The organism is Yersinia frederiksenii ATCC 33641, assembly GCF_000754805.1.
GTDB lineage: Bacteria > Pseudomonadota > Gammaproteobacteria > Enterobacterales > Enterobacteriaceae > Yersinia > Yersinia frederiksenii.
This window is the reverse complement of the sequence record NZ_KN150731.1, coordinates 3,943,768-3,964,002: the sequence shown is the minus strand read 5'-3', so window position 1 is coordinate 3,964,002 and position 20,235 is coordinate 3,943,768. Positions and strand designations below refer to the sequence as shown.

The following is a 20,235-nucleotide window of genomic DNA, read 5'->3' as shown; positions in this document are numbered from 1 at the left end:
TTAGCGATTCGGTCTGCGGCAGGCAAAACTTGCGCACAATCCGGAAAAGTAGTGGTATTATCGCCCGACTCTATGGATTAGTGTTTTTTTGGATATGGCGGTTCTGCCATCAAATAACAAGAGAAGAAGCGCACTGTGATGTTGTCAAAATTCAAACGTAGCAAACATCAACAACACCTTGCACAACTGCCCAAACTCCCCCAGCCAGTTGATGATGTCCAAACGCTTTATTGCCCCAAGGTTTTTCGCTCAACACTGCTGGAATCAATAGGCCAGGCAACCAAACGTATCTATCTGGTGGCGCTTTACCTTGAGCAGGATGATGCAGGCCGTGACGTAATGAATGCCCTCTATCAGGCAAAGCTTCTGAACCCTGAACTGGAAATTTGTGTGCTGGTCGACTGGCATCGCGCCCAGCGCGGTCGCATCGGAGCTGCGGCAGTCAATACCAATGCTGATTGGTATTGTGATATGGCGAGCGAGCATCCCAATGTCTGTGTTCCGATTTACGGTGTTCCAGTTAATACCCGTGAAGCCCTTGGTGTGTTGCATCTGAAAGGTTTTATTATTGATGACACCGTAATTTACAGCGGTGCCAGTATCAATGATGTCTATCTCCATCAAAATGATAAGTATCGTTATGATCGTTACCAATTAATCACGAATCCATCATTAGCCAACATTATGGTTGATTACGTGAAACAGCGGGTATTGAGTGCAGGAGCGGTTCAGCGCCTTGATCGTACCGATCGGCCAACCAACCCTGAGATCAAAAACGAAACCCGGCAGTTTCGCTCATCATTACGTGATATCGGTTATCAATTTCCAGCACAAGCTGGCAATGATGAGTTGGCTGTCACCCCGCTAGTTGGGTTAGGCAAAAAGAGCCAACTGAATAAAACTATTCATCATTTAATGGCTTCAGCCGATGAGCGTCTCACGATTTGTACGCCCTATTTTAATCTGCCAGCACTGTTAGTACGTAATATCATTTATCTGCTGCGCGAAGGTAAACAGGTCGAGATTATTGTTGGCGACAAAACAGCAAACGACTTTTATATTCCTGAAGATCAGCCATTTAAGATTATCGGTGCATTGCCTTACTTATACGAAATTAACTTGCGCCGCTTCCTCAGCCGCTTGCAGCGCTTTGTTGATAGTGGGCAACTTATTGTTCGATTATGGAAAGATGGTGATAACACCTATCATCTGAAAGGCATGTGGGTCGATAATAACTGGCAATTAATTACGGGTAATAACTTGAATCCACGGGCATGGCGTCTGGATCTGGAAAATGCCATTTTGATCCACGACCCTAAACATGAGATGCATGAGCAACGAGCAAAAGAGCTCGAGTGTATCCGTACTCATACTAAAGTGGTTTCACACTACCTTGAGCTGGAGAATATTCAGCAATATCCTGTCAAAGTACGCAAACTGATCCGTCGTCTACGTAGAATTCGTATCGACCGCCTTATTAGCCGTATTCTGTAAATTTAAAACAGAAAACCCGGTCATAGGCCGGTTTTTTTGTCTCTAGCTAGAGGAGAGACAGCATGTGGTGCTCATCTTATCTTCGCCCTTTAATTATACCCCCGCTCCTTTTTATCAGTACTGCATGTACCCATATGGCCAATGACAGTTGGACAGGGAAAGACAAAGCACAACATTTCTTTGCTTCTGCAGCTTTAGCCGCCGCAGGTACAGCCTATGGCGAACATCAAAATTGGTCAGACGCGAAAAGTCGTAATTTTGGTTTACTGTTCTCGATAGGTATAGGTGCGGGTAAAGAGTTATATGATAGCCGCCAAGGTGGTACGGGCTGGAGCTGGAAAGATTTTGCCTGGGATGTCGCCGGTGCCGTGACCGGCTATAGCCTCTATCAAGCGGTTAACTAGCGTAAAATCAGCTAAATACCCGCATAGGCGATTCATCTTTCGTCAAATCCCCCCCCAATTGCAGACATAAAAAAAGCCCTCTGCGCAGCAGAAGGCTTTCTTTTACATCCCAAATCCCACACAGCAAAAACCCCACGCTTTTGGCATGGGGTCTCGGCTAAATTTGATGCCTGGCAGTGTCCTACTCTCGCATGGGGAGACCCCACACTACCATCGGCGCTACGGCGTTTCACTTCTGAGTTCGGCATGGGTTCAGGTGGGTCCACCGCGCTATGGCCGCCAGGCAAATTCTGTTTTAATCAACCCGCCACATGATTTCTATCACGCAGCCAGCCAATTCAATCTGTAAACATCGCTGAAAATCAACTCTCAAATAACAAAAACACCTTGGGTGTTGTAAGGTTAAGCCTCACGGATCATTAGTACTGGTTAGCTCAATGCATCGCTGCACTTACACACCCAGCCTATCAACGTCATAGTCTTTAACGTTCCTTCAGGGGGCTTAAAGCCCCAGGGAAGACTCATCTCGAGGCAAGTTTCCCGCTTAGATGCTTTCAGCGGTTATCTCTTCCGAATTTAGCTACCGGGCAATGCCATTGGCATGACAACCCGAACACCAGTGATTCGTCCACTCCGGTCCTCTCGTACTAGGAGCAGCCCCTCTCAATCTTCCAACGCCCACGGCAGATAGGGACCGAACTGTCTCACGACGTTCTAAACCCAGCTCGCGTACCACTTTAAATGGCGAACAGCCATACCCTTGGGACCTACTTCAGCCCCAGGATGTGATGAGCCGACATCGAGGTGCCAAACACCGCCGTCGATATGAACTCTTGGGCGGTATCAGCCTGTTATCCCCGGAGTACCTTTTATCCGTTGAGCGATGGCCCTTCCATTCAGAACCACCGGATCACTAAGACCTACTTTCGTACCTGCTCGAGCCGTCACTCTCGCAGTCAAGCTAGCTTATGCCTTTGCACTAACCTCACGATGTCCGACCGTGATTAGCTAACCTTCGTGCTCCTCCGTTACTCTTTGGGAGGAGACCGCCCCAGTCAAACTACCCACCAGACACTGTCCTCACCCCGGATCACGGGGCCGAGTTAGAACATCAAACATTAAAGGGTGGTATTTCAAGGTTGGCTCCATGCAGACTGGCGTCCACACTTCGATGCCTCCCACCTATCCTACACATCAAGGCTCAATGTTCAGTGTCAAGCTATAGTAAAGGTTCACGGGGTCTTTCCGTCTTGCCGCGGGTACACTGCATCTTCACAGCGAGTTCAATTTCACTGAGTCTCGGGTGGAGACAGCCTGGCCATCATTACGCCATTCGTGCAGGTCGGAACTTACCCGACAAGGAATTTCGCTACCTTAGGACCGTTATAGTTACGGCCGCCGTTTACTGGGGCTTCGATCAAGAGCTTCGCCTTGCGGCTGACCCCATCAATTAACCTTCCAGCACCGGGCAGGCGTCACACCGTATACGTCCACTTTCGTGTTTGCACAGTGCTGTGTTTTTATTAAACAGTTGCAGCCAGCTGGTATCTGCGACTGGCTTCGGCTACGAGAGCAAGTCTCTTTACCTAATGCCAGCGTGCCTTCTCCCGAAGTTACGGCACCATTTTGCCTAGTTCCTTCACCCGAGTTCTCTCAAGCGCCTGAGTATTCTCTACCTGACCACCTGTGTCGGTTTGGGGTACGATTCAATGTTACCTGATGCTTAGAGGCTTTTCCTGGAAGCTTGGCATCAACTACTTCTGCACCGTAGTGCATCGTCATCACACCTCAGCGTTGATAAGCGACCGGATTTACCAGGTCACTCCGCCTACATGCTTAAACCGGGACAACCGTCGCCCGGCTAGCCTAGCCTTCTCCGTCCCCCCTTCGCAGTAACACCGAGTACAGGAATATTAACCTGTTTCCCATCGACTACGCTTTTCAGCCTCGCCTTAGGGGTCGACTCACCCTGCCCCGATTAACGTTGGACAGGAACCCTTGGTCTTCCGGCGTGCGGGTTTTTCACCCGCATTATCGTTACTTATGTCAGCATTCGCACTTCTGATACCTCCAGCAGACCTCACAGTCCACCTTCAACGGCTTACAGAACGCTCCCCTACCCAACAACACCTAAGTGTCGCTGCCGCAGCTTCGGTGCATGGTTTAGCCCCGTTACATCTTCCGCGCAGGCCGACTCGACCAGTGAGCTATTACGCTTTCTTTAAATGATGGCTGCTTCTAAGCCAACATCCTGGCTGTCTATGCCTTCCCACATCGTTTCCCACTTAACCATGACTTTGGGACCTTAGCTGGCGGTCTGGGTTGTTTCCCTCTTCACGACGGACGTTAGCACCCGCCGTGTGTCTCCCGTGATAACATTCTTCGGTATTCGGAGTTTGCATCGGTTTGGTAAGTCGGGATGACCCCCTAGCCGAAACAGTGCTCTACCCCCGAAGATGAGTTCACGAGGCGCTACCTAAATAGCTTTCGGGGAGAACCAGCTATCTCCCGGTTTGATTGGCCTTTCACCCCCAGCCACAAGTCATCCGCTAATTTTTCAACATTAGTCGGTTCGGTCCTCCAGTTAGTGTTACCCAACCTTCAACCTGCCCATGGCTAGATCACCGGGTTTCGGGTCTATACCTTGCAACTAGACGCCCAGTTAAGACTCGGTTTCCCTACGGCTCCCCTATACGGTTAACCTTGCTACAAAATATAAGTCGCTGACCCATTATACAAAAGGTACGCAGTCACACCACGAAGGTGCTCCCACTGCTTGTACGTACACGGTTTCAGGTTCTATTTCACTCCCCTCGCCGGGGTTCTTTTCGCCTTTCCCTCACGGTACTGGTTCACTATCGGTCAGTCAGGAGTATTTAGCCTTGGAGGATGGTCCCCCCATATTCAGACAGGATGTCACGTGTCCCGCCCTACTCATCGAGTTCACAGCAAGTGTGTTTTTGTGTACGGGAGTATCACCCTGTACCCTGCGACTTTCCAGACGCTTCCACTAACACACAGACTGATTCAGACTCTGGGCTCCTCCCCGTTCGCTCGCCGCTACTGGGGGAATCTCGGTTGATTTCTTTTCCTCGGGGTACTTAGATGTTTCAGTTCCCCCGGTTCGCCTTGCATGGCTATGTATTCACCATGCAATAGTGCAACGAATTGCACTGGGTTTCCCCATTCGGGTATCGTCGGTTGTAACGCTTCATATCAGCTTACCGACGCTTTTCGCAGATTAGCACGCCCTTCATCGCCTCTGACTGCCTAGGCATCCACCGTGTACGCTTAGTCGCTTAACCTCACAACCCGAAGGTGTCTTTCGACAACTTGCGTTGTGATTATTTGAGAGACTCTATTACAGGTTACTTCTTATCTCAGTACAGCTACGGAGAGATAAGTTTCAGCTGTAATGTTTCAATTTTCAGCTTGTTCCAGATTGTTAAAGAGCAATATTTCACAACCCACTGAGTCTTGCGACCGCAGTACGTTTTGAAATAGTTTTTTTATATGGTGGAGCTAAGCGGGATCGAACCGCTGACCTCCTGCGTGCAAGGCAGGCGCTCTCCCAGCTGAGCTATAGCCCCATATAAAAAGCAAAATCACCTTATTGCTGCAACTCAACAGGGAATGGTGAGTTGGTGGGTCTGAGTGGACTTGAACCACCGACCTCACCCTTATCAGGGGTGCGCTCTAACCACCTGAGCTACAGACCCAACAAGGTACTAAAGCCCGACTAATTTCTCAGCCCGGCCTTATTTGCTCGTTACTTTCTATCAGACAATCTGTGTGGACACTGCGCAATGCGTATCGTTAGGTAAGGAGGTGATCCAACCGCAGGTTCCCCTACGGTTACCTTGTTACGACTTCACCCCAGTCATGAATCACAAAGTGGTAAGCGCCCTCCCGAAGGTTAAGCTACCTACTTCTTTTGCAACCCACTCCCATGGTGTGACGGGCGGTGTGTACAAGGCCCGGGAACGTATTCACCGTAGCATTCTGATCTACGATTACTAGCGATTCCGACTTCATGGAGTCGAGTTGCAGACTCCAATCCGGACTACGACAGACTTTATGTGGTCCGCTTGCTCTCGCGAGTTCGCTTCACTTTGTATCTGCCATTGTAGCACGTGTGTAGCCCTACTCGTAAGGGCCATGATGACTTGACGTCATCCCCACCTTCCTCCGGTTTGTCACCGGCAGTCTCCTTTGAGTTCCCACCATTACGTGCTGGCAACAAAGGATAAGGGTTGCGCTCGTTGCGGGACTTAACCCAACATTTCACAACACGAGCTGACGACAGCCATGCAGCACCTGTCTCACAGTTCCCGAAGGCACCGAAGCATCTCTGCTAAGTTCTGTGGATGTCAAGAGTAGGTAAGGTTCTTCGCGTTGCATCGAATTAAACCACATGCTCCACCGCTTGTGCGGGCCCCCGTCAATTCATTTGAGTTTTAACCTTGCGGCCGTACTCCCCAGGCGGTCGACTTAACGCGTTAGCTCCGGAAGCCACGCCTCAAGGGCACAACCTCCAAGTCGACATCGTTTACAGCGTGGACTACCAGGGTATCTAATCCTGTTTGCTCCCCACGCTTTCGCACCTGAGCGTCAGTCTTTGTCCAGGGGGCCGCCTTCGCCACCGGTATTCCTCCAGATCTCTACGCATTTCACCGCTACACCTGGAATTCTACCCCCCTCTACAAGACTCTAGCTTGCCAGTTTCAAATGCAGTTCCCACGTTAAGCGCGGGGATTTCACATCTGACTTAACAAACCGCCTGCGTGCGCTTTACGCCCAGTAATTCCGATTAACGCTTGCACCCTCCGTATTACCGCGGCTGCTGGCACGGAGTTAGCCGGTGCTTCTTCTGCGAGTAACGTCAATGATTGAGCGTATTAAACTCAACCCCTTCCTCCTCGCTGAAAGTGCTTTACAACCCGAAGGCCTTCTTCACACACGCGGCATGGCTGCATCAGGCTTGCGCCCATTGTGCAATATTCCCCACTGCTGCCTCCCGTAGGAGTCTGGACCGTGTCTCAGTTCCAGTGTGGCTGGTCATCCTCTCAGACCAGCTAGGGATCGTCGCCTAGGTGAGCCATTACCCCACCTACTAGCTAATCCCATCTGGGCACATCCGATGGCGTGAGGCCCGAAGGTCCCCCACTTTGCTCTTGCGAGGTCATGCGGTATTAGCTACCGTTTCCAGTAGTTATCCCCCTCCATCAGGCAGTTTCCCAGACATTACTCACCCGTCCGCCGCTCGCCGGCAAAGTAGTAAACTACTTCCCGCTGCCGCTCGACTTGCATGTGTTAGGCCTGCCGCCAGCGTTCAATCTGAGCCATGATCAAACTCTTCAATTTAAGATTTGTTTGATTTGCTTAATTAAAAGCGATGCTCAAAGATTACTTTCTGCAAATATGCATTCGAACCGAAGTTCAAATGTGTACTGCTTTGGTCACTCTTCAAGACTTTGATATTACTTCTGCCTGCCGAAACAGGCTTCGATATCGTCTTGCGAGTGCCCACACAGATTGTCTGATAAATTGTTAAAGAGCGTTCGTTACCCGTTTGCCTTGCGGCGAATCTTACGGTAACGCGGGAGGCAGATAATACGCTTTCCCGCTGAAGAGTCAAGGTTTTCTTTTGTTTCTTTCGAAGTCAAAAGCGTTCTTTTCTCTTCCTGACCCGGCGAAGTATGTTTCGTTGTTCCCGGTCAGTGGAGGCGCATTATAGGGAGTTCCTGACAGCCTGCAACCCCTAATTTCAAAAAACTTTTCAACCGCTCATTAATGCGGCAAAAATGCCAAATGCGGTGAAAAAGACAACAAAAAGGGGGCGATTTCTCGCCCCCTCAAGGATTAACCATTACTGCTTAGCAACGATATGCCCATTTTCGACATCCAGAGTCACTGGTACTCCCGGTATTAATTTGCCGGAGAGTATCTGCTGCGACAGCGGATTCTCGATTTCCTGCTGAATAGCACGTTTCAATGGCCGTGCACCATAAACAGGATCGAAGCCGGTTTCACCCAGGAACTCCAACGCAGGTTGAGTAATGGTGACTTGGTAGCCACGCTCTTCCAGACGTTTGTACAAACGTTCCAGTTGGATACGGGCAATGGAAGCCAAATGCGCCCGACCCAGCGGATGGAAAACTACAACCTCATCTATACGGTTAATGAATTCAGGGCGGAAATGGTGAGTCACAACGTCCATCACCATATTCTTCATTTCGGTGTAACTTCTTTCACCGAAACGTTCCTGAATCAAATCTGAACCGAGGTTAGAGGTCATGATGACTACCGTGTTACGGAAGTCGACTGTCCTACCTTGCCCATCAGTCAAGCGTCCATCATCCAACACCTGCAATAGAATGTTGAATACATCCGGATGCGCTTTTTCTACTTCATCTAGCAGAATGACTGAATAAGGACGACGGCGTACCGCTTCCGTCAGATAGCCACCCTCTTCATAACCGACATAGCCTGGAGGCGCACCGACCAACCGAGACACGGAATGTTTCTCCATAAACTCGGACATATCAATACGTACCATGGCATCGTCACTGTCGAATAAAAAGTTCGCCAGCGCTTTGCACAATTCGGTTTTACCCACCCCAGTCGGCCCCAGGAATAGGAAAGAACCAATTGGGCGGTTTGGATCTGATAACCCAGCGCGGCTACGACGAATCGCATTAGATACCGCTTCAACCGCTTCATTTTGCCCAATGACGCGTTTATGCAGATCTTGCTCCATGCGCAGCAGCTTATCTCGCTCACTTTCCAACATGCGAGAAACCGGAATACCGGTCCAGCGCGCCAGCACTTCAGCAATCTCTGCTTCAGTGACGCGGTTACGCAGCAGCTTCATGGTCTTCCCTTCAAGCGCCGTTGCCGCTGCCAGCTGTTTCTCCAGCTCAGGGATTTTACCGTACTGAAGTTCTGACATCCGCGCCAAGTCACCCACGCGACGAGCTTGCTCTAAGGTGATTTTGGCTTGTTCCAGTTCAGTTTTAATATTCTGAGTCCCGGTGAGAGAGGCTTTTTCTGCTTTCCACTCTTCTTCCAGCTCTGAATATTCACGTTCTTTCTGCTCTAATTCGGTTTCTAGCATTTCCAGACGTTTTTTACTGGCGTCATCAGACTCTTTTTTCAGTGCCTGCTGCTCCAGTTTCAATTGAATAATCCGGCGTTCCAGACGATCCAGTGATTCTGGTTTTGAATCCATCTGCATACGAATGCTAGAACCGGCTTCATCGATAAGGTCGATAGCTTTATCCGGTAATTGGCGATCCGAGATATAACGATGCGACAGTGTGGCCGCAGCAACAATTGCCGGATCGGTTATTTGCACATGGTGATGCAGTTCATAACGCTCTTTTAACCCACGCAAAATCGCAATCGTGTCTTCAACTGTTGGCTCAGCTACATAAACTTTCTGGAAACGCCGCTCCAGCGCCGCATCCTTCTCTATATATTGACGATACTCATCAAGAGTAGTGGCCCCCACGCAGTGTAATTCACCACGCGCTAGTGCAGGTTTTAGCATGTTACCGGCATCCATTGCCCCATCGCCTTTACCGGCCCCGACCATGGTATGCAATTCATCAATGAACAAGATCACACTACCTTCTTGTTTTGATAAATCGTTCAACACACCTTTCAAGCGCTCTTCAAACTCACCGCGATACTTAGCACCCGCAATCAGTGCGCCCATATCTAAAGAAAGCACACGTTTATGTTTCAAACCTTCAGGTACTTCGCCATTCACGATGCGTTGTGCCAAACCTTCCACGATGGCCGTTTTACCAACACCAGGCTCACCAATTAGCACTGGGTTATTTTTGGTGCGGCGCTGTAGCACCTGAATAGTACGGCGAATTTCTTCATCACGGCCAATAACCGGATCGAGCTTGCCTTGTTCCGCGCGCTCGGTCAGGTCGATAGTGAATTTTTTCAATGCCTGACGCTGATCTTCTGCGCCCTGATCATCGACTTTGTCACCACCACGCATATTTTCAATTGCCTTATCTATATTACTTATTGTTGCACCTGCGGCCTTTAACATGTCAGTTAAGGTGCCGCGATCTTCAAGGACTGCCAAAACAAACAGTTCTGAAGAGATAAATTTATCTGCGCGTTTTTGCGCTAATTTGTCACACAGATTCAATATGCGGACCAGCTCGTTTGATGCTTGAACATCACCGCCGGTACCTTCAACTTGCGGAAGTCGACCCAAAGCTTGCTCAATATCGGTACGCAAACTAGCGACATTAATACCCGCCGAGGTCAACAATGGTCGAACCGTTCCCCCATCCTGATTGAGCAATGCGCTCATCAAATGTAACGGTTCAATAAATTGGTTGTCGCGCCCGAGAGCTAAAGACTGGGCATCGGCGAGGGCAAGCTGGAATTTACTAGTAAGACGATCCAGACGCATAACACCTCCAATGTTGGTCAAAATTGCTACTGGAGATTAGATGAGGTCATCCCTCAAATTTTCAAGGTTATCTCGACACTATATTTAGAGTAAAACATTATGCGCCAGCGGATCGTCCTAATTTCATAGGTTATATCAGCCAGACTAAACTTGCCATACGCCCGGTGATTCCATCGCGCCGATAGGAGAAGAATTGTTGTGTTTCACTCACAGTACAGCGATCCCCACCATAAATGGCATGAATACCCACAGCCTGTAGCCGCTGTCGGGCTAACAAATAGATGTCGGCAAGATATTGGGTGCCAGAAGGTATGAATGCTGCGGTGGCTTGTGCATCGATATTGATAAATGCCTGTTTGACCTCTTCACCCACTTCGAACTGCTGCGGGCCTATCGCTGGGCCTAGCCAGGCAATAATAGAGGCAGGAGCAGCATTAAATTGCGCCATTGTCTGTTCAAGGACACCCGCACATAAGCCACGCCAGCCTGCATGCGCTGCTGCAACTTCATCGCCAGCCAATGAGCAAAACAGTACTGGCAAGCAATCTGCAGTCATGACCGCGCAAACTTGCCCAGAGACACGGCTATATACCGCATCTGCCTGTACATCTGAAATGGTCGAGCCATCAAGATGCAAGACTCGTGTACCGTGTACTTGCTCTAACCAAACGGGCATTTGTGGCAATCCCGCTTGTTCCACTAAACATTGACGATTAGCTATCACTGTGGCGGTAATATCCCCCACATGAGTGCCAAGGTTTAATGAATCATAAGGGAATTTGCTGATACCACCGCGCCGGGTGGTACTGCATGCCTTAACTCTGGCAGGCGCTGGCCAATCGGGAAGTATCAGCTTATTCATTACCAATCCATCTGATCTTTGAATTCTTCAGTATCGGCTTTCAGTGCATTAATCAGCTCAACCATATCTTCTGGTAATGCTGCATGCCATTCCATTTGAATGCCACTGATTGGATGATACAAACGCAGCATAGTTGCATGCAGCGCCTGGCGGTCAAAGCCACGCAGAATAGAAATGAAGGAATCAGATGCCCCTCTTGGCGGACGCGGGCGGCCACCGTACAGCTGATCACCCACCAGCGGATGGTTTATATGAGACATATGCACGCGAATCTGATGCGTACGACCGGTTTCTAGACGTAAGCGCAAGCGAGTATGGGCACGGAAATGCTCCATAATACGGTAATGTGTCGTCGCCGGTTTGCCCATTGGGTGTACAGCCATGTGTGTGCGCTTGGTAGAATGACGAGAAATAGGCTCATCAACTCTGCCGCCAGCTGTCATATTCCCGATAGCCACGGCTTCATACTCACGGGTAATTTCGCGCGCTTGTAATGCCTCTACCAAACGAGTCTGGGCCGGAACGGTTTTCGCCACCACCATCAAGCCTGTGGTATCTTTATCCAGACGATGTACGATACCCGCACGAGGAACATCCATGATTTTCGGGTAGTAATGGAGCAGTGCATTCAGAACTGTACCATCTGGATTACCGGCACCAGGGTGCACGACTAAACCACGGGGTTTATTAATGACCAGAATATCGTTATCTTCATAGACGATATCCAGTGGGATATCTTGAGGCGCCCAGCGGGCATCTTCCTCAATTTGCGCGTCAATTGCGACGAGCTCGCCACCCAACACTTTTTCTTTAGGCTTGTTAATTTTTTTACCGTCGACTGTCACTCTGTCATCCAAAATCCACTCTTTTATACGAGATCTTGAATAATCAGGGAACAATTCGGCCAAAGCCTGATCTAACCGTTGACCGAGTTGTGATTCGGCCACCGTTGCGCTGAGTTGTACTTGTTGTGCCATATGCAGCTTCTTGTTCGTTAACGTTGGGTTTTGACGGCGATGCCGTTTAATATAATGTGCTATTGTATTTAGATCTTTGTCGGGAGCTTAACGGACAGTCTCCCGGAATAACACTTCGAGGATAATCAAAACGTCATGACGCGTATGAAATATCTGGTGGCTGCCGCCACGTTGAGCCTGGTGCTGACCGGTTGCTCCAGTAACAAGGACGTGGTTCCCGATAACCCGCCTTCTGAGCTCTATGCTACCGCTCAGCAAAAACTGCAGGACGGTAACTTTAAGGGAGCAATTACGCAACTAGAAGCGTTAGATAACCGCTATCCTTTCGGGCCTTACTCCCAACAAGTTCAGCTTGATTTGATTTATGCGTATTATAAATCTGCTGATCTGCCGTTGGCGCAAGCCTCAATCGATCGCTTTATGCGCCTTAATCCCACACATCCTAACATCGATTACGTATTATATATGCGTGGTTTGACTGACATGGCTCTGGATGACAGCGCATTACAAGGCTTTTTCGGGATTGATCGTTCAGACCGCGATCCGCAGCATGCTAAGGCCGCATTCCGCGATTTTAACCAGTTGATTCAAAGCTATCCGAACAGCCAATACGCAACTGACGCGCAAAAACGCCTGATATTCCTGAAAGATCGTCTGGCCAAGCATGAACTGGCCGTGGCGCAATATTACACTAAACGAGGCGCTTACGTCGCGGTAGTTAACCGTGTTGAGCAAATGTTGAGAGATTATCCTGACACTCAGGCAACACGCGATGCGCTGCCGTTGATGGAAAATGCTTACAAACAGCTGCAACTGAATGCTCAGGCAGACAAAGTAGCCAAGATAATTGCGGCAAACCCTGCCTGATATTATCGGATGATAAAAATAACAAACGGCAGCTTAGGCTGCCGTTTTCAATTCTGCCTATATCGCCACAAACTGATGAAATTCATGGTCTCAGACTATCGCGCTGCTATTGCATCCCAAACACAAAAATAATGCCATTTTTAGCTAGATGCGGGCGACATAACTTATCGATAATGCGGCATTCTAATCAATGATTCAAGCCCTCAACATCTATTCCTGACGTTAAATCACAGTTCCCATGACCTTTGCAAAAAGTGACAAAAATAAGTGATCTTGATCATACATTTTGTGAAAAAGAGAGGTATGCTGAAGTTATCCAAGACGGAGTAGACAGAGAGGTAAGTCATATGACAGTCAACATTACCAGTAAACAAATGGATATTACCCCAGCAATTCGTAAACATGTTGAAGACCGTCTCACCAAACTGGATAAATGGCAGGCCCAGTTAATAAATCCACATATTGTACTGTCTAAAGATCCGCAAGGATTTGTTGCCGATGCAACTATCAGTACCCCAATGGGCCCCTTGGTTGCCAGTGCCAAACATGACGATATGTATGCTGCAATTAATGAACTGATCACCAAACTAGAACGCCAATTAAATAAAGTTCAACATAAAGGTGAAGCTCGTCGTGCGGCAAGCAGTGTTAAAGACGCTAATCTGGAGTCAGTAGATGTAGAGGAAGAAGAGTCCGAGCAGCAGCAATAGCCGGGAAATCCATCTCATTTCGGATCTAACGCGCCTTTGGGCGCGTTTTTTATTGACAGCAATTCAGACTGGCGGTTAATTTAGACTCTGTCTCTTCTTAAGAACACCGTTTAACGTCGAGCCTTATTAGTGACCTTTTCTCTTGGGTGCCAATAAGTAGCAGTGATACATAAACAAGGTTCATAACAGGTAACCAGTAACAATGATCAATAAAGTGTTTTTCTTCGCATTCTTTTTTACCTTCCCCTGATTGGGAGGCGTTTCGTCGTGTGATAAAGAATGCGAAGACGAACAATAAAGCCTCCCAGACGGGAGGCTTTTTTTATGCATAAAACATTCAGGATGATAATAAGGCAAACCCTATGAGCGATAACCCATTACTGGTGCTACGTGAACGCATCAGCGCAGTTGACTTAAAACTGCTGGCTTTGTTGGCAGAACGGCGTGAATTGGCAGTGGATGTCGCTAAAGCCAAGCAACTTCACCATCGTCCAATTCGCGATAAAGAACGTGAGCGTGACTTGCTGGATGCGCTAATTACAGCTGCTAAGCCTTACGACCTCGATGGATTCTATGTCACCCGCTTGTTCCAACTGATTATCGAAGATTCGGTATTGACCCAGCAGGCCCTGCTACAGCATCAGTTGAATCAAACAGCTCAGCACTCTGCCCGTATCGCCTTCCTTGGTCCAAAAGGTTCATACTCACATTTAGCCGCACGCCAATACGCTGCCCGTCATTTTGAGCATCTGATTGAATGTGGTTGCCAGAAGTTCCAGGATATTTTTACCCAAGTGGAAACCGGGCAAGCTGATTACGCCGTATTACCAATAGAGAACACCAGTTCGGGTTCCATTAATGATGTATATGATTTATTGCAGCACACCAGCTTGTCTATTGTCGGTGAAATCACCAATCCTATTGACCATTGTGTACTTATTGCTACCGAAACCAGTCTGAGCCAAATTCAAACCGTCTACAGCCATCCACAACCTTTCCAGCAATGCAGCCAATTCATTAACCGCTTCCCACACTGGAAAATCGAGTATTGCGAAAGTACTGCCGCCGCGATGGAGAAAGTAGCTCAGTTAAACTCACCAACAGCAGCAGCCCTAGGAAGCGAAGCCGGGGGCGCACTTTATAACTTGCAAGTGTTGGAGCACAATTTAGCCAACCAACAGCAAAATATTACTCGTTTTATTGTTCTTGCCCGCAAAGCCATTGATGTATCTGAGCAGATCCCAGCTAAAACCACCTTAATTATGGCAACAGGCCAACAGTCAGGGGCATTGGTTGAGGCACTATTAGTATTGAGGGATCACGGGATCATTATGACCAAACTTGAATCCCGGCCCATCAATGGCAATCCATGGGAAGAGATGTTTTATATTGATGTGCAGGCTAACTTACGCTCTGATGCTATGCAAAAAGCCTTGGCAGATTTAACGCCGATAACCCGTTCACTCAAAGTCTTGGGCTGCTATCCCAGTGAGAATGTGGTTCCGGTCAATCCAAGCTAACCTTTCAGCACTTGTCGATAAGCGCAAAAAGTCACCCCGACACTGTCGGGATGACTTTTTAAAATAAAGAGGCGTTACTGGCGGTTGTCGTTCGCTTGCCGCAATAATGAACGGCTTTCTACCAAGAAGCGCTCAGCATAATCGCCAAACCAGTGCTCAACTTTCTGGAAGCTTTGTACAAAAGCTTGCTTGTCACTTTGCTCAAGCAAGGTAATCGCCTCGCCAAAACGTTTGTAATAGCGCTTAATCAACGCCAGATTATCTTCCGATGACATAATGATATCGGCGTAAAGCTGTGGGTCTTGCGCAAACAGCCGCCCAACCATCGCCAGCTCTAGACGATAAATCGGTGAGGACAGTGCCAGCAATTGCTCTAACTGCACATTTTCTTCTGCCAAATGCAATCCATATGCAAAGGTCGCAAAATGGCGCAGCGCCTGAATAAACGCCATATTCTGATCATGCTCAACCGCACTGATTCGATGTAACCGTGCGCCCCAGACCTGCAACTGCTCCAGTAGCCACTGATAGGCTTGCGGGTCGCGACCATCGCAATACACCACAACTTGTTTCGCCAAACTACCCACATCAGGCCCAAACATAGGGTGCAGACCAACAACCGGCCCTTCATGGGCGGCCAACATGGCTTGCAGTGGTTTATTCTTCACTGAAGCAAGATCCAGTAAGATGCAATCTGACGGCAGTTTTGGTAATCGACTGATGACATCTTCAGTAATATGAATAGGCACACTGACAATCACCATACCGGCATCAGCCAGAATAGACTCAGCCTGCGGCCAGTCATCTTGTTCCAGTGTTTTTACCTGATAGCCAGATAGCGTCAGCATTCTGCTAAATAGCCGCCCCATCTGGCCCTGACCCCCGATAATAACTACCGGGCGCAATTGCGGGCATAATGTCTTAAAACCTTTGTCATTTTCGCTGGTATAAGACTCTCGCATTATTCGGCGCAATACGTCTTCAATCAAATCCGGCGGAACACCTAGAGCCTCAGCTTCCTGTCGGCGTGAGGCCAACATTGCCGCCTCACGGTCCGGAACATAAATAGGTAAGCCATAACGACTTTTAACCTCGCCTACTTCTGCCACTAAATGCAGACGCTTGGCCAACAAATCCAACAGGGCTTTATCGACTTCATCAATTTGATCACGTAAAGCGGTCAGTTCAGCCACCATACTTACTTTTCCTCTGCAGTCCGTGCCGCCAGTGCTGAACGTAATTCTTGGTGCATTTCACGTAACAAGGTCTCAGTAGTTTCCCAGTTAATACAGGCATCGGTCACTGAAACACCGTAGCGCATATCTGCACGTGGTTGTTCAGAAGACTGATTCCCTTCGTGAATGTTGCTTTCCAGCATCACGCCAGTAATTGAACGATTGCCAGCCTTGATCTGTTCAACAACAGATTCAGCGACTGCAGTCTGACGACGGAAGTCTTTATTCGAATTCCCATGACTGCAATCTATCATTAAGGATGGAATGAGTCCCGCATCCTGCATCTGTTTTTCACACTGAGCAACATCTTGTGCACTGTAGTTAGGTGTTTTGCCGCCACGTAAAATCACATGACCGTGTGGGTTACCTTGAGTTTGCAACAAGCAAACTTGACCAGACTGGTTAATCCCCATAAAACGGTGTGGCATCGCTGCTGCACGCATTGCATTAATGGCTGTACCTAGGCTGCCATCAGTCCCATTCTTGAACCCAACCGGCATAGACAAGCCCGAAGCCATTTCACGGTGCGTCTGCGATTCAGTGGTACGCGCGCCGATAGCAGACCAACTGAACAAATCACCCAAGTATTGTGGGCTATTTGGGTCCAGAGCCTCAGTTGCCAATGGCAAACCGATATCCACTAAATCCAGCAGTAATTGACGTGCAATTTGTAAGCCTTTTTCTACGTCGAAAGAACCATCCATCGCAGGGTCATTAATCAGGCCTTTCCAACCAACAGTGGTTCTTGGTTTTTCAAAATAGACACGCATAACGATATACAGGCTGTCACTAAATTGTGCAGAGAGAGTTTTCAAACGACGCGCATAATCCAAAGCAGCATCCACATCGTGGATCGAGCATGGCCCACAGACGACCAACAAGCGTGGGTCTCGTCCCTGAACAATATCTGCAATCGTTTTGCGCGCAGCTTCAATTGCATACTGACCATTGCTGCTCAATGGAAACTGGGTTTTCAGTTCTTCCGGTGTCATCAATACTTGTTCAGCACTGATATGGACATTATTGAGCGCGTCTTTTTGCATGATCATATTCTTTACCTATCTCTGTTTAGCCAATGTCATTTAGCGTGTTTATCGTTTGAGGACTCTACAATACCATTGCGTGTAAAGTTTTCAATCCATATGTGTAAATAAATAATTACCACTAAATTTAAGGGCATATTTTTGTCTGACTTTTGCGGTAAGTCGCAGTTTCTGCAGATGCTCCTAACCTGCCCCTGAGGCCATGATAAAATGCCGGAAATTTGTGGAGGCAGTATGTTAAGAGTCATCATCGTCGACGATGAACAACCCGCGCGTGAAGATTTGCGTCAAAGATTAAGTGAAGAACATGATATTGAGATCGTCGCCGAATGCAGCAATGCATTAGAAGCTATCCCCGCAATCCAGCGTCTGCAGCCTGATGTGATATTTCTCGACATCCAAATGCCCAGAATTAATGGTCTGGAATTGGCCTCAATGTTGAATCCGGAAAGTATGCCGCATATCGTGTTTGTTACCGCTTACGATGAATATGCTATCCGTGCTTTTGAGGAACATGCCTTTGACTATCTGTTAAAACCCCTCGACCATCAACGGTTGACAAAAACACTAATACGCTTAAGAAGAGGCCTTTGTGTAAATAATAATTTACACAAAATCACGGAGCCGATGCTAAGACACATCCCTTGCTCTGGCCATAACCGGATTTTTTTATTGAAGATTGAGGAAGTCGAATATCTCAGTTCTGAGCTGAGCGGCGTGCATGTGATTGGGACAGTGCAATCAGGTTATACTCAGCTATCGTTGAAAACGCTGGAAGAAAAAACACCTTTTGTTCGTTGCCATCGGCAATACATGGTCAATACTGAGCAGCTCGGTGAGATTCAACTGATGGATAACGGCTCGGCGGAAGTGATTACTCGCAGCGGCAAACATATCCCTGTGAGTCGTCGCTACTTGAAATCCCTCAAGGAAAGATTGGGGATTAACTGAATGAAGCAACAATTTATATAGACCGGGATATAGACTTAACAAGTTTCCCGATTGAACAAGACTTTTTATATTCAATTACCCGTCAATTAGTTCATTAATTGAAAACAATATTCACACATTAATTTCACATTCAAGAACTTATATTCTATTTACCCCCTCCGATTCCACTTTAATTAATTAGAAAAGTCCGAGCTGATATAAAAATAGAGGCAGATCTCAGATTTAATTAATTACATAACTGAACAATATAGCCTTGGTATTAGCAAGGTTTTAATCAATGCCGTCTGTGCTCCGATAGAGAAACCGAGAAAGAGCCAGGCTCATTGCTTAAAACAAGCAAATATAGAATCGAATTTCATTCATGTTGGAAGCAAGGTAATATTATGATAACACTACAATTTATAATTATAATTCTATGTCTATTACTGGGTACCCGGTATGGCGGCATGGGGCTGGGGTTAATCAGTGGCATTGGCTTATTTATTCTGACGTTTATCTTCGGCCTTGAACCCGGCAAACCTCCAGTTGATGTTATGCTGACTATATTAGCCGTTATTGGTTGTGCGTCGGTATTACAAACTGCTGGTGGCTTAAATGTCATGATGCAATTTGCTGAACGATTATTACGCCGGCACCCGCAACATATTACACTACTGGCACCATTCACCACTTGGTCATTAACCTTCCTATGTGGTACTGGGCATGTTGTTTATACCATGTTCCCTATTATTTCTGATATTGCCATTAAAAAAGGGATTCGTCCGGAACGTCCAATGGCTGTTGCATCAGTGGCATCACAAATGGCAATTACCGCTTCGCCGGTATCCGTAGCCGTTGTGTCATTGGTATCAATTATCGGTGCTAACCATGGTATTGGACAGGCATATAGTATTCTGGAAATTCTGGCTATCTCAGTACCCGCATCATTAGTTGGGGTGTTGATGGCAGCATTGTGGAGTCTACGCCGTGGTAAAGATCTGGATAAAGACCCCGATTTTCAGGAAAGAATCAAAGACCCTGAGCAACGCAACTTTATCTATGGCTCGACAGATACATTATTAAATAAAGTTTTTCCTAAACAGGCTTATTGGTCTACTTGGATATTCTTCGCGGCTATCGCACTGGTTGTATTACTCGGTGCTTTTGCAGACCTACGCCCTGCTTTTGAAGTTAAAGGTAAATTACAGTCATTATCGATGAATTTGGTTATTCAGATGATGATGCTGATTGCTGGTGCAGTTATTCTGATTGGCTGTAAGGTGAAGCCTAGTGATATCTCTAATGGCGCAGTATTCAAAGCTGGCATGGTCGCCATATTCTCGGTATTCGGTGTAGCATGGATGAGTGATACCTTCTTCCAGGCTCACATGGGTGACTTGAAGCTGGTACTGGAAGATGTGGTGAAAAGCCATCCATGGACCTATGCTATTGTCCTATTCCTAGTCTCGAAGCTAGTCAATAGCCAAGCAGCAGCACTGGCCGCTATTGCCCCGATGGGATTACAATTAGGTGTTGAACCCAAGATGCTGATTGCCTTCTTCCCAGCAGCTTATGGTTACTTTGTACTGCCTACGTATCCAAGTGATCTTGCCTGTATCGGTTTTGACCGTTCCGGCACTACCAAGATTGGCAAGTTTATTATTAACCATAGTTTTATTATCCCAGGACTTATCGGGGTTATCTGCTCATGTATCACCGGCTACCTACTGGTGACCACTTTTATGTAATA

At 47.7% G+C, this 20,235-nt stretch carries 12 protein-coding genes, 2 tRNA genes, 3 rRNA genes and 1 other annotated feature; of the genes, 7 read left to right on the top strand and 10 right to left on the bottom strand.

Annotated elements, in window-relative coordinates; all coding sequences use genetic code 11:
* The first annotated feature begins 141 nt into the window (after positions 1-141).
* Both pssA and DJ58_RS04335 read left to right on the top strand, forming a co-directional pair.
* Entirely contained in the window at positions 142-1,494 is a 1,353-nt protein-coding gene (gene pssA / locus DJ58_RS04330; RefSeq protein ID WP_370447133.1) for a CDP-diacylglycerol--serine O-phosphatidyltransferase, read from the top strand.
* A gap of 62 nt (positions 1,495-1,556) precedes the next feature.
* Positions 1,557-1,898, top strand: coding sequence for a YfiM family lipoprotein (locus tag DJ58_RS04335; protein ID WP_032910618.1), 342 nt, complete (start codon positions 1,557-1,559; stop codon positions 1,896-1,898).
* Positions 1,899-2,066: 168 nt separating this feature from the next.
* Here the strand turns inward: DJ58_RS04335 and rrf are convergent.
* From rrf to rluD, 8 genes are all read right to left on the bottom strand, one after another.
* Positions 2,067-2,182, bottom strand: a 5S ribosomal RNA gene (gene rrf / locus DJ58_RS04340).
* A 114-nt stretch (positions 2,183-2,296) separates the two neighbouring features.
* Positions 2,297-5,203: ribosomal RNA gene (locus tag DJ58_RS04345) — 23S ribosomal RNA — on the bottom strand.
* 209 nt (positions 5,204-5,412) lie between these two features.
* Positions 5,413-5,488: transfer RNA gene (locus DJ58_RS04350), tRNA-Ala, on the bottom strand.
* A 52-nt stretch (positions 5,489-5,540) separates the two neighbouring features.
* Positions 5,541-5,617, bottom strand: a tRNA-Ile gene (locus tag DJ58_RS04355).
* Between the two features lie 102 nt (positions 5,618-5,719).
* Positions 5,720-7,262: ribosomal RNA gene (locus DJ58_RS04360) — 16S ribosomal RNA — on the bottom strand.
* The 16S, 23S and 5S rRNA genes sit together here with 2 tRNA genes alongside, the layout of an rRNA operon.
* 505 nt (positions 7,263-7,767) lie before the next feature.
* Complete coding sequence (gene clpB, locus DJ58_RS04365) at positions 7,768-10,341, bottom strand: ATP-dependent chaperone ClpB (protein ID WP_004712532.1); 2,574 nt, start codon at positions 10,339-10,341, stop codon at positions 7,768-7,770.
* Positions 10,342-10,471: 130 nt separating this feature from the next.
* Positions 10,472-11,203: a purine nucleoside phosphorylase YfiH gene (gene yfiH, locus DJ58_RS04370; protein ID WP_032912132.1), complete on the bottom strand. Its 732-nt coding sequence runs from the start codon at positions 11,201-11,203 to the stop codon at positions 10,472-10,474.
* Entirely contained in the window at positions 11,203-12,180 is a 978-nt protein-coding gene (gene rluD / locus DJ58_RS04375) for a 23S rRNA pseudouridine(1911/1915/1917) synthase RluD (RefSeq protein WP_004712531.1), read from the bottom strand. The genes yfiH and rluD overlap by 1 nt, the downstream gene beginning before the upstream one ends.
* Positions 12,181-12,315: 135 nt before the next feature.
* On the opposite strand from rluD, the gene bamD reads away from it, so the two are divergent.
* The 3 genes from bamD to pheA all read left to right on the top strand — a co-directional run bounded on the left by bamD (position 12,316) and on the right by pheA (position 15,277).
* Positions 12,316-13,047: an outer membrane protein assembly factor BamD gene (bamD, locus tag DJ58_RS04380; protein ID WP_032912131.1), complete on the top strand. Its 732-nt coding sequence runs from the start codon at positions 12,316-12,318 to the stop codon at positions 13,045-13,047.
* Between the two features lie 347 nt (positions 13,048-13,394).
* The gene (raiA, locus tag DJ58_RS04385) at positions 13,395-13,757 is read left to right on the top strand and encodes a ribosome-associated translation inhibitor RaiA (protein ID WP_004712528.1); all 363 of its coding nucleotides are present in this window, start codon (positions 13,395-13,397) and stop codon (positions 13,755-13,757) included.
* Between the two features lie 201 nt (positions 13,758-13,958).
* Positions 13,959-14,083: a sequence feature (Phe leader region), on the top strand.
* Between the two features lie 36 nt (positions 14,084-14,119).
* Complete coding sequence (gene pheA, locus DJ58_RS04390) at positions 14,120-15,277, top strand: bifunctional chorismate mutase/prephenate dehydratase (RefSeq protein WP_004712527.1); 1,158 nt, start codon at positions 14,120-14,122, stop codon at positions 15,275-15,277.
* A gap of 74 nt (positions 15,278-15,351) precedes the next feature.
* Here pheA and tyrA read toward each other — a convergent pair whose 3' ends face one another.
* Together tyrA and DJ58_RS04400 are read right to left on the bottom strand one after the other, a co-directional pair.
* The gene (gene tyrA / locus DJ58_RS04395) at positions 15,352-16,473 is read right to left on the bottom strand and encodes a bifunctional chorismate mutase/prephenate dehydrogenase (protein WP_004712526.1); all 1,122 of its coding nucleotides are present in this window, start codon (positions 16,471-16,473) and stop codon (positions 15,352-15,354) included.
* A gap of 2 nt (positions 16,474-16,475) precedes the next feature.
* Positions 16,476-17,555: a 3-deoxy-7-phosphoheptulonate synthase gene (locus DJ58_RS04400; protein ID WP_032912129.1), complete on the bottom strand. Its 1,080-nt coding sequence runs from the start codon at positions 17,553-17,555 to the stop codon at positions 16,476-16,478.
* Positions 17,556-17,789: 234 nt separating this feature from the next.
* On the opposite strand from DJ58_RS04400, the gene btsR reads away from it, so the two are divergent.
* Positions 17,790-18,506 (top strand): two-component system response regulator BtsR, encoded by a 717-nt coding sequence (gene btsR, locus DJ58_RS04405; protein ID WP_004712524.1) that lies wholly within the window; start codon positions 17,790-17,792, stop codon positions 18,504-18,506.
* Between the two features lie 383 nt (positions 18,507-18,889).
* Positions 18,890-20,233 carry an anaerobic C4-dicarboxylate transporter gene (locus DJ58_RS04410; protein ID WP_032912128.1) on the top strand — a complete coding sequence of 448 codons (1,344 nt, stop codon included), beginning with the start codon at positions 18,890-18,892 and terminating at the stop codon, positions 20,231-20,233.
* Positions 20,234-20,235 lie beyond the last annotated feature (2 nt).

Excerpts from the sequence above, each read along its gene's own strand:
- DJ58_RS04335 (WP_032910618.1), top strand. The coding sequence starts at position 1,557 with ATGTGGTGCTCATCTTATCTTCGCCCTTTAATTATACCCCCGCTCCTT.
- clpB (WP_004712532.1), bottom strand. The coding sequence starts at position 10,341 with ATGCGTCTGGATCGTCTTACTAGTAAATTCCAGCTTGCCCTCGCCGAT.
- yfiH (WP_032912132.1), bottom strand. The coding sequence starts at position 11,203 with ATGAATAAGCTGATACTTCCCGATTGGCCAGCGCCTGCCAGAGTTAAG.
- rluD (WP_004712531.1), bottom strand. The coding sequence starts at position 12,180 with ATGGCACAACAAGTACAACTCAGCGCAACGGTGGCCGAATCACAACTC.
- bamD (WP_032912131.1), top strand. The coding sequence starts at position 12,316 with ATGACGCGTATGAAATATCTGGTGGCTGCCGCCACGTTGAGCCTGGTG.
- raiA (WP_004712528.1), top strand. The coding sequence starts at position 13,395 with ATGACAGTCAACATTACCAGTAAACAAATGGATATTACCCCAGCAATT.
- pheA (WP_004712527.1), top strand. The coding sequence starts at position 14,120 with ATGAGCGATAACCCATTACTGGTGCTACGTGAACGCATCAGCGCAGTT.
- tyrA (WP_004712526.1), bottom strand. The coding sequence starts at position 16,473 with ATGGTGGCTGAACTGACCGCTTTACGTGATCAAATTGATGAAGTCGAT.
- DJ58_RS04400 (WP_032912129.1), bottom strand. The coding sequence starts at position 17,555 with ATGCAAAAAGACGCGCTCAATAATGTCCATATCAGTGCTGAACAAGTA.
- btsR (WP_004712524.1), top strand. The coding sequence starts at position 17,790 with ATGTTAAGAGTCATCATCGTCGACGATGAACAACCCGCGCGTGAAGAT.
- DJ58_RS04410 (WP_032912128.1), top strand. The coding sequence starts at position 18,890 with ATGATAACACTACAATTTATAATTATAATTCTATGTCTATTACTGGGT.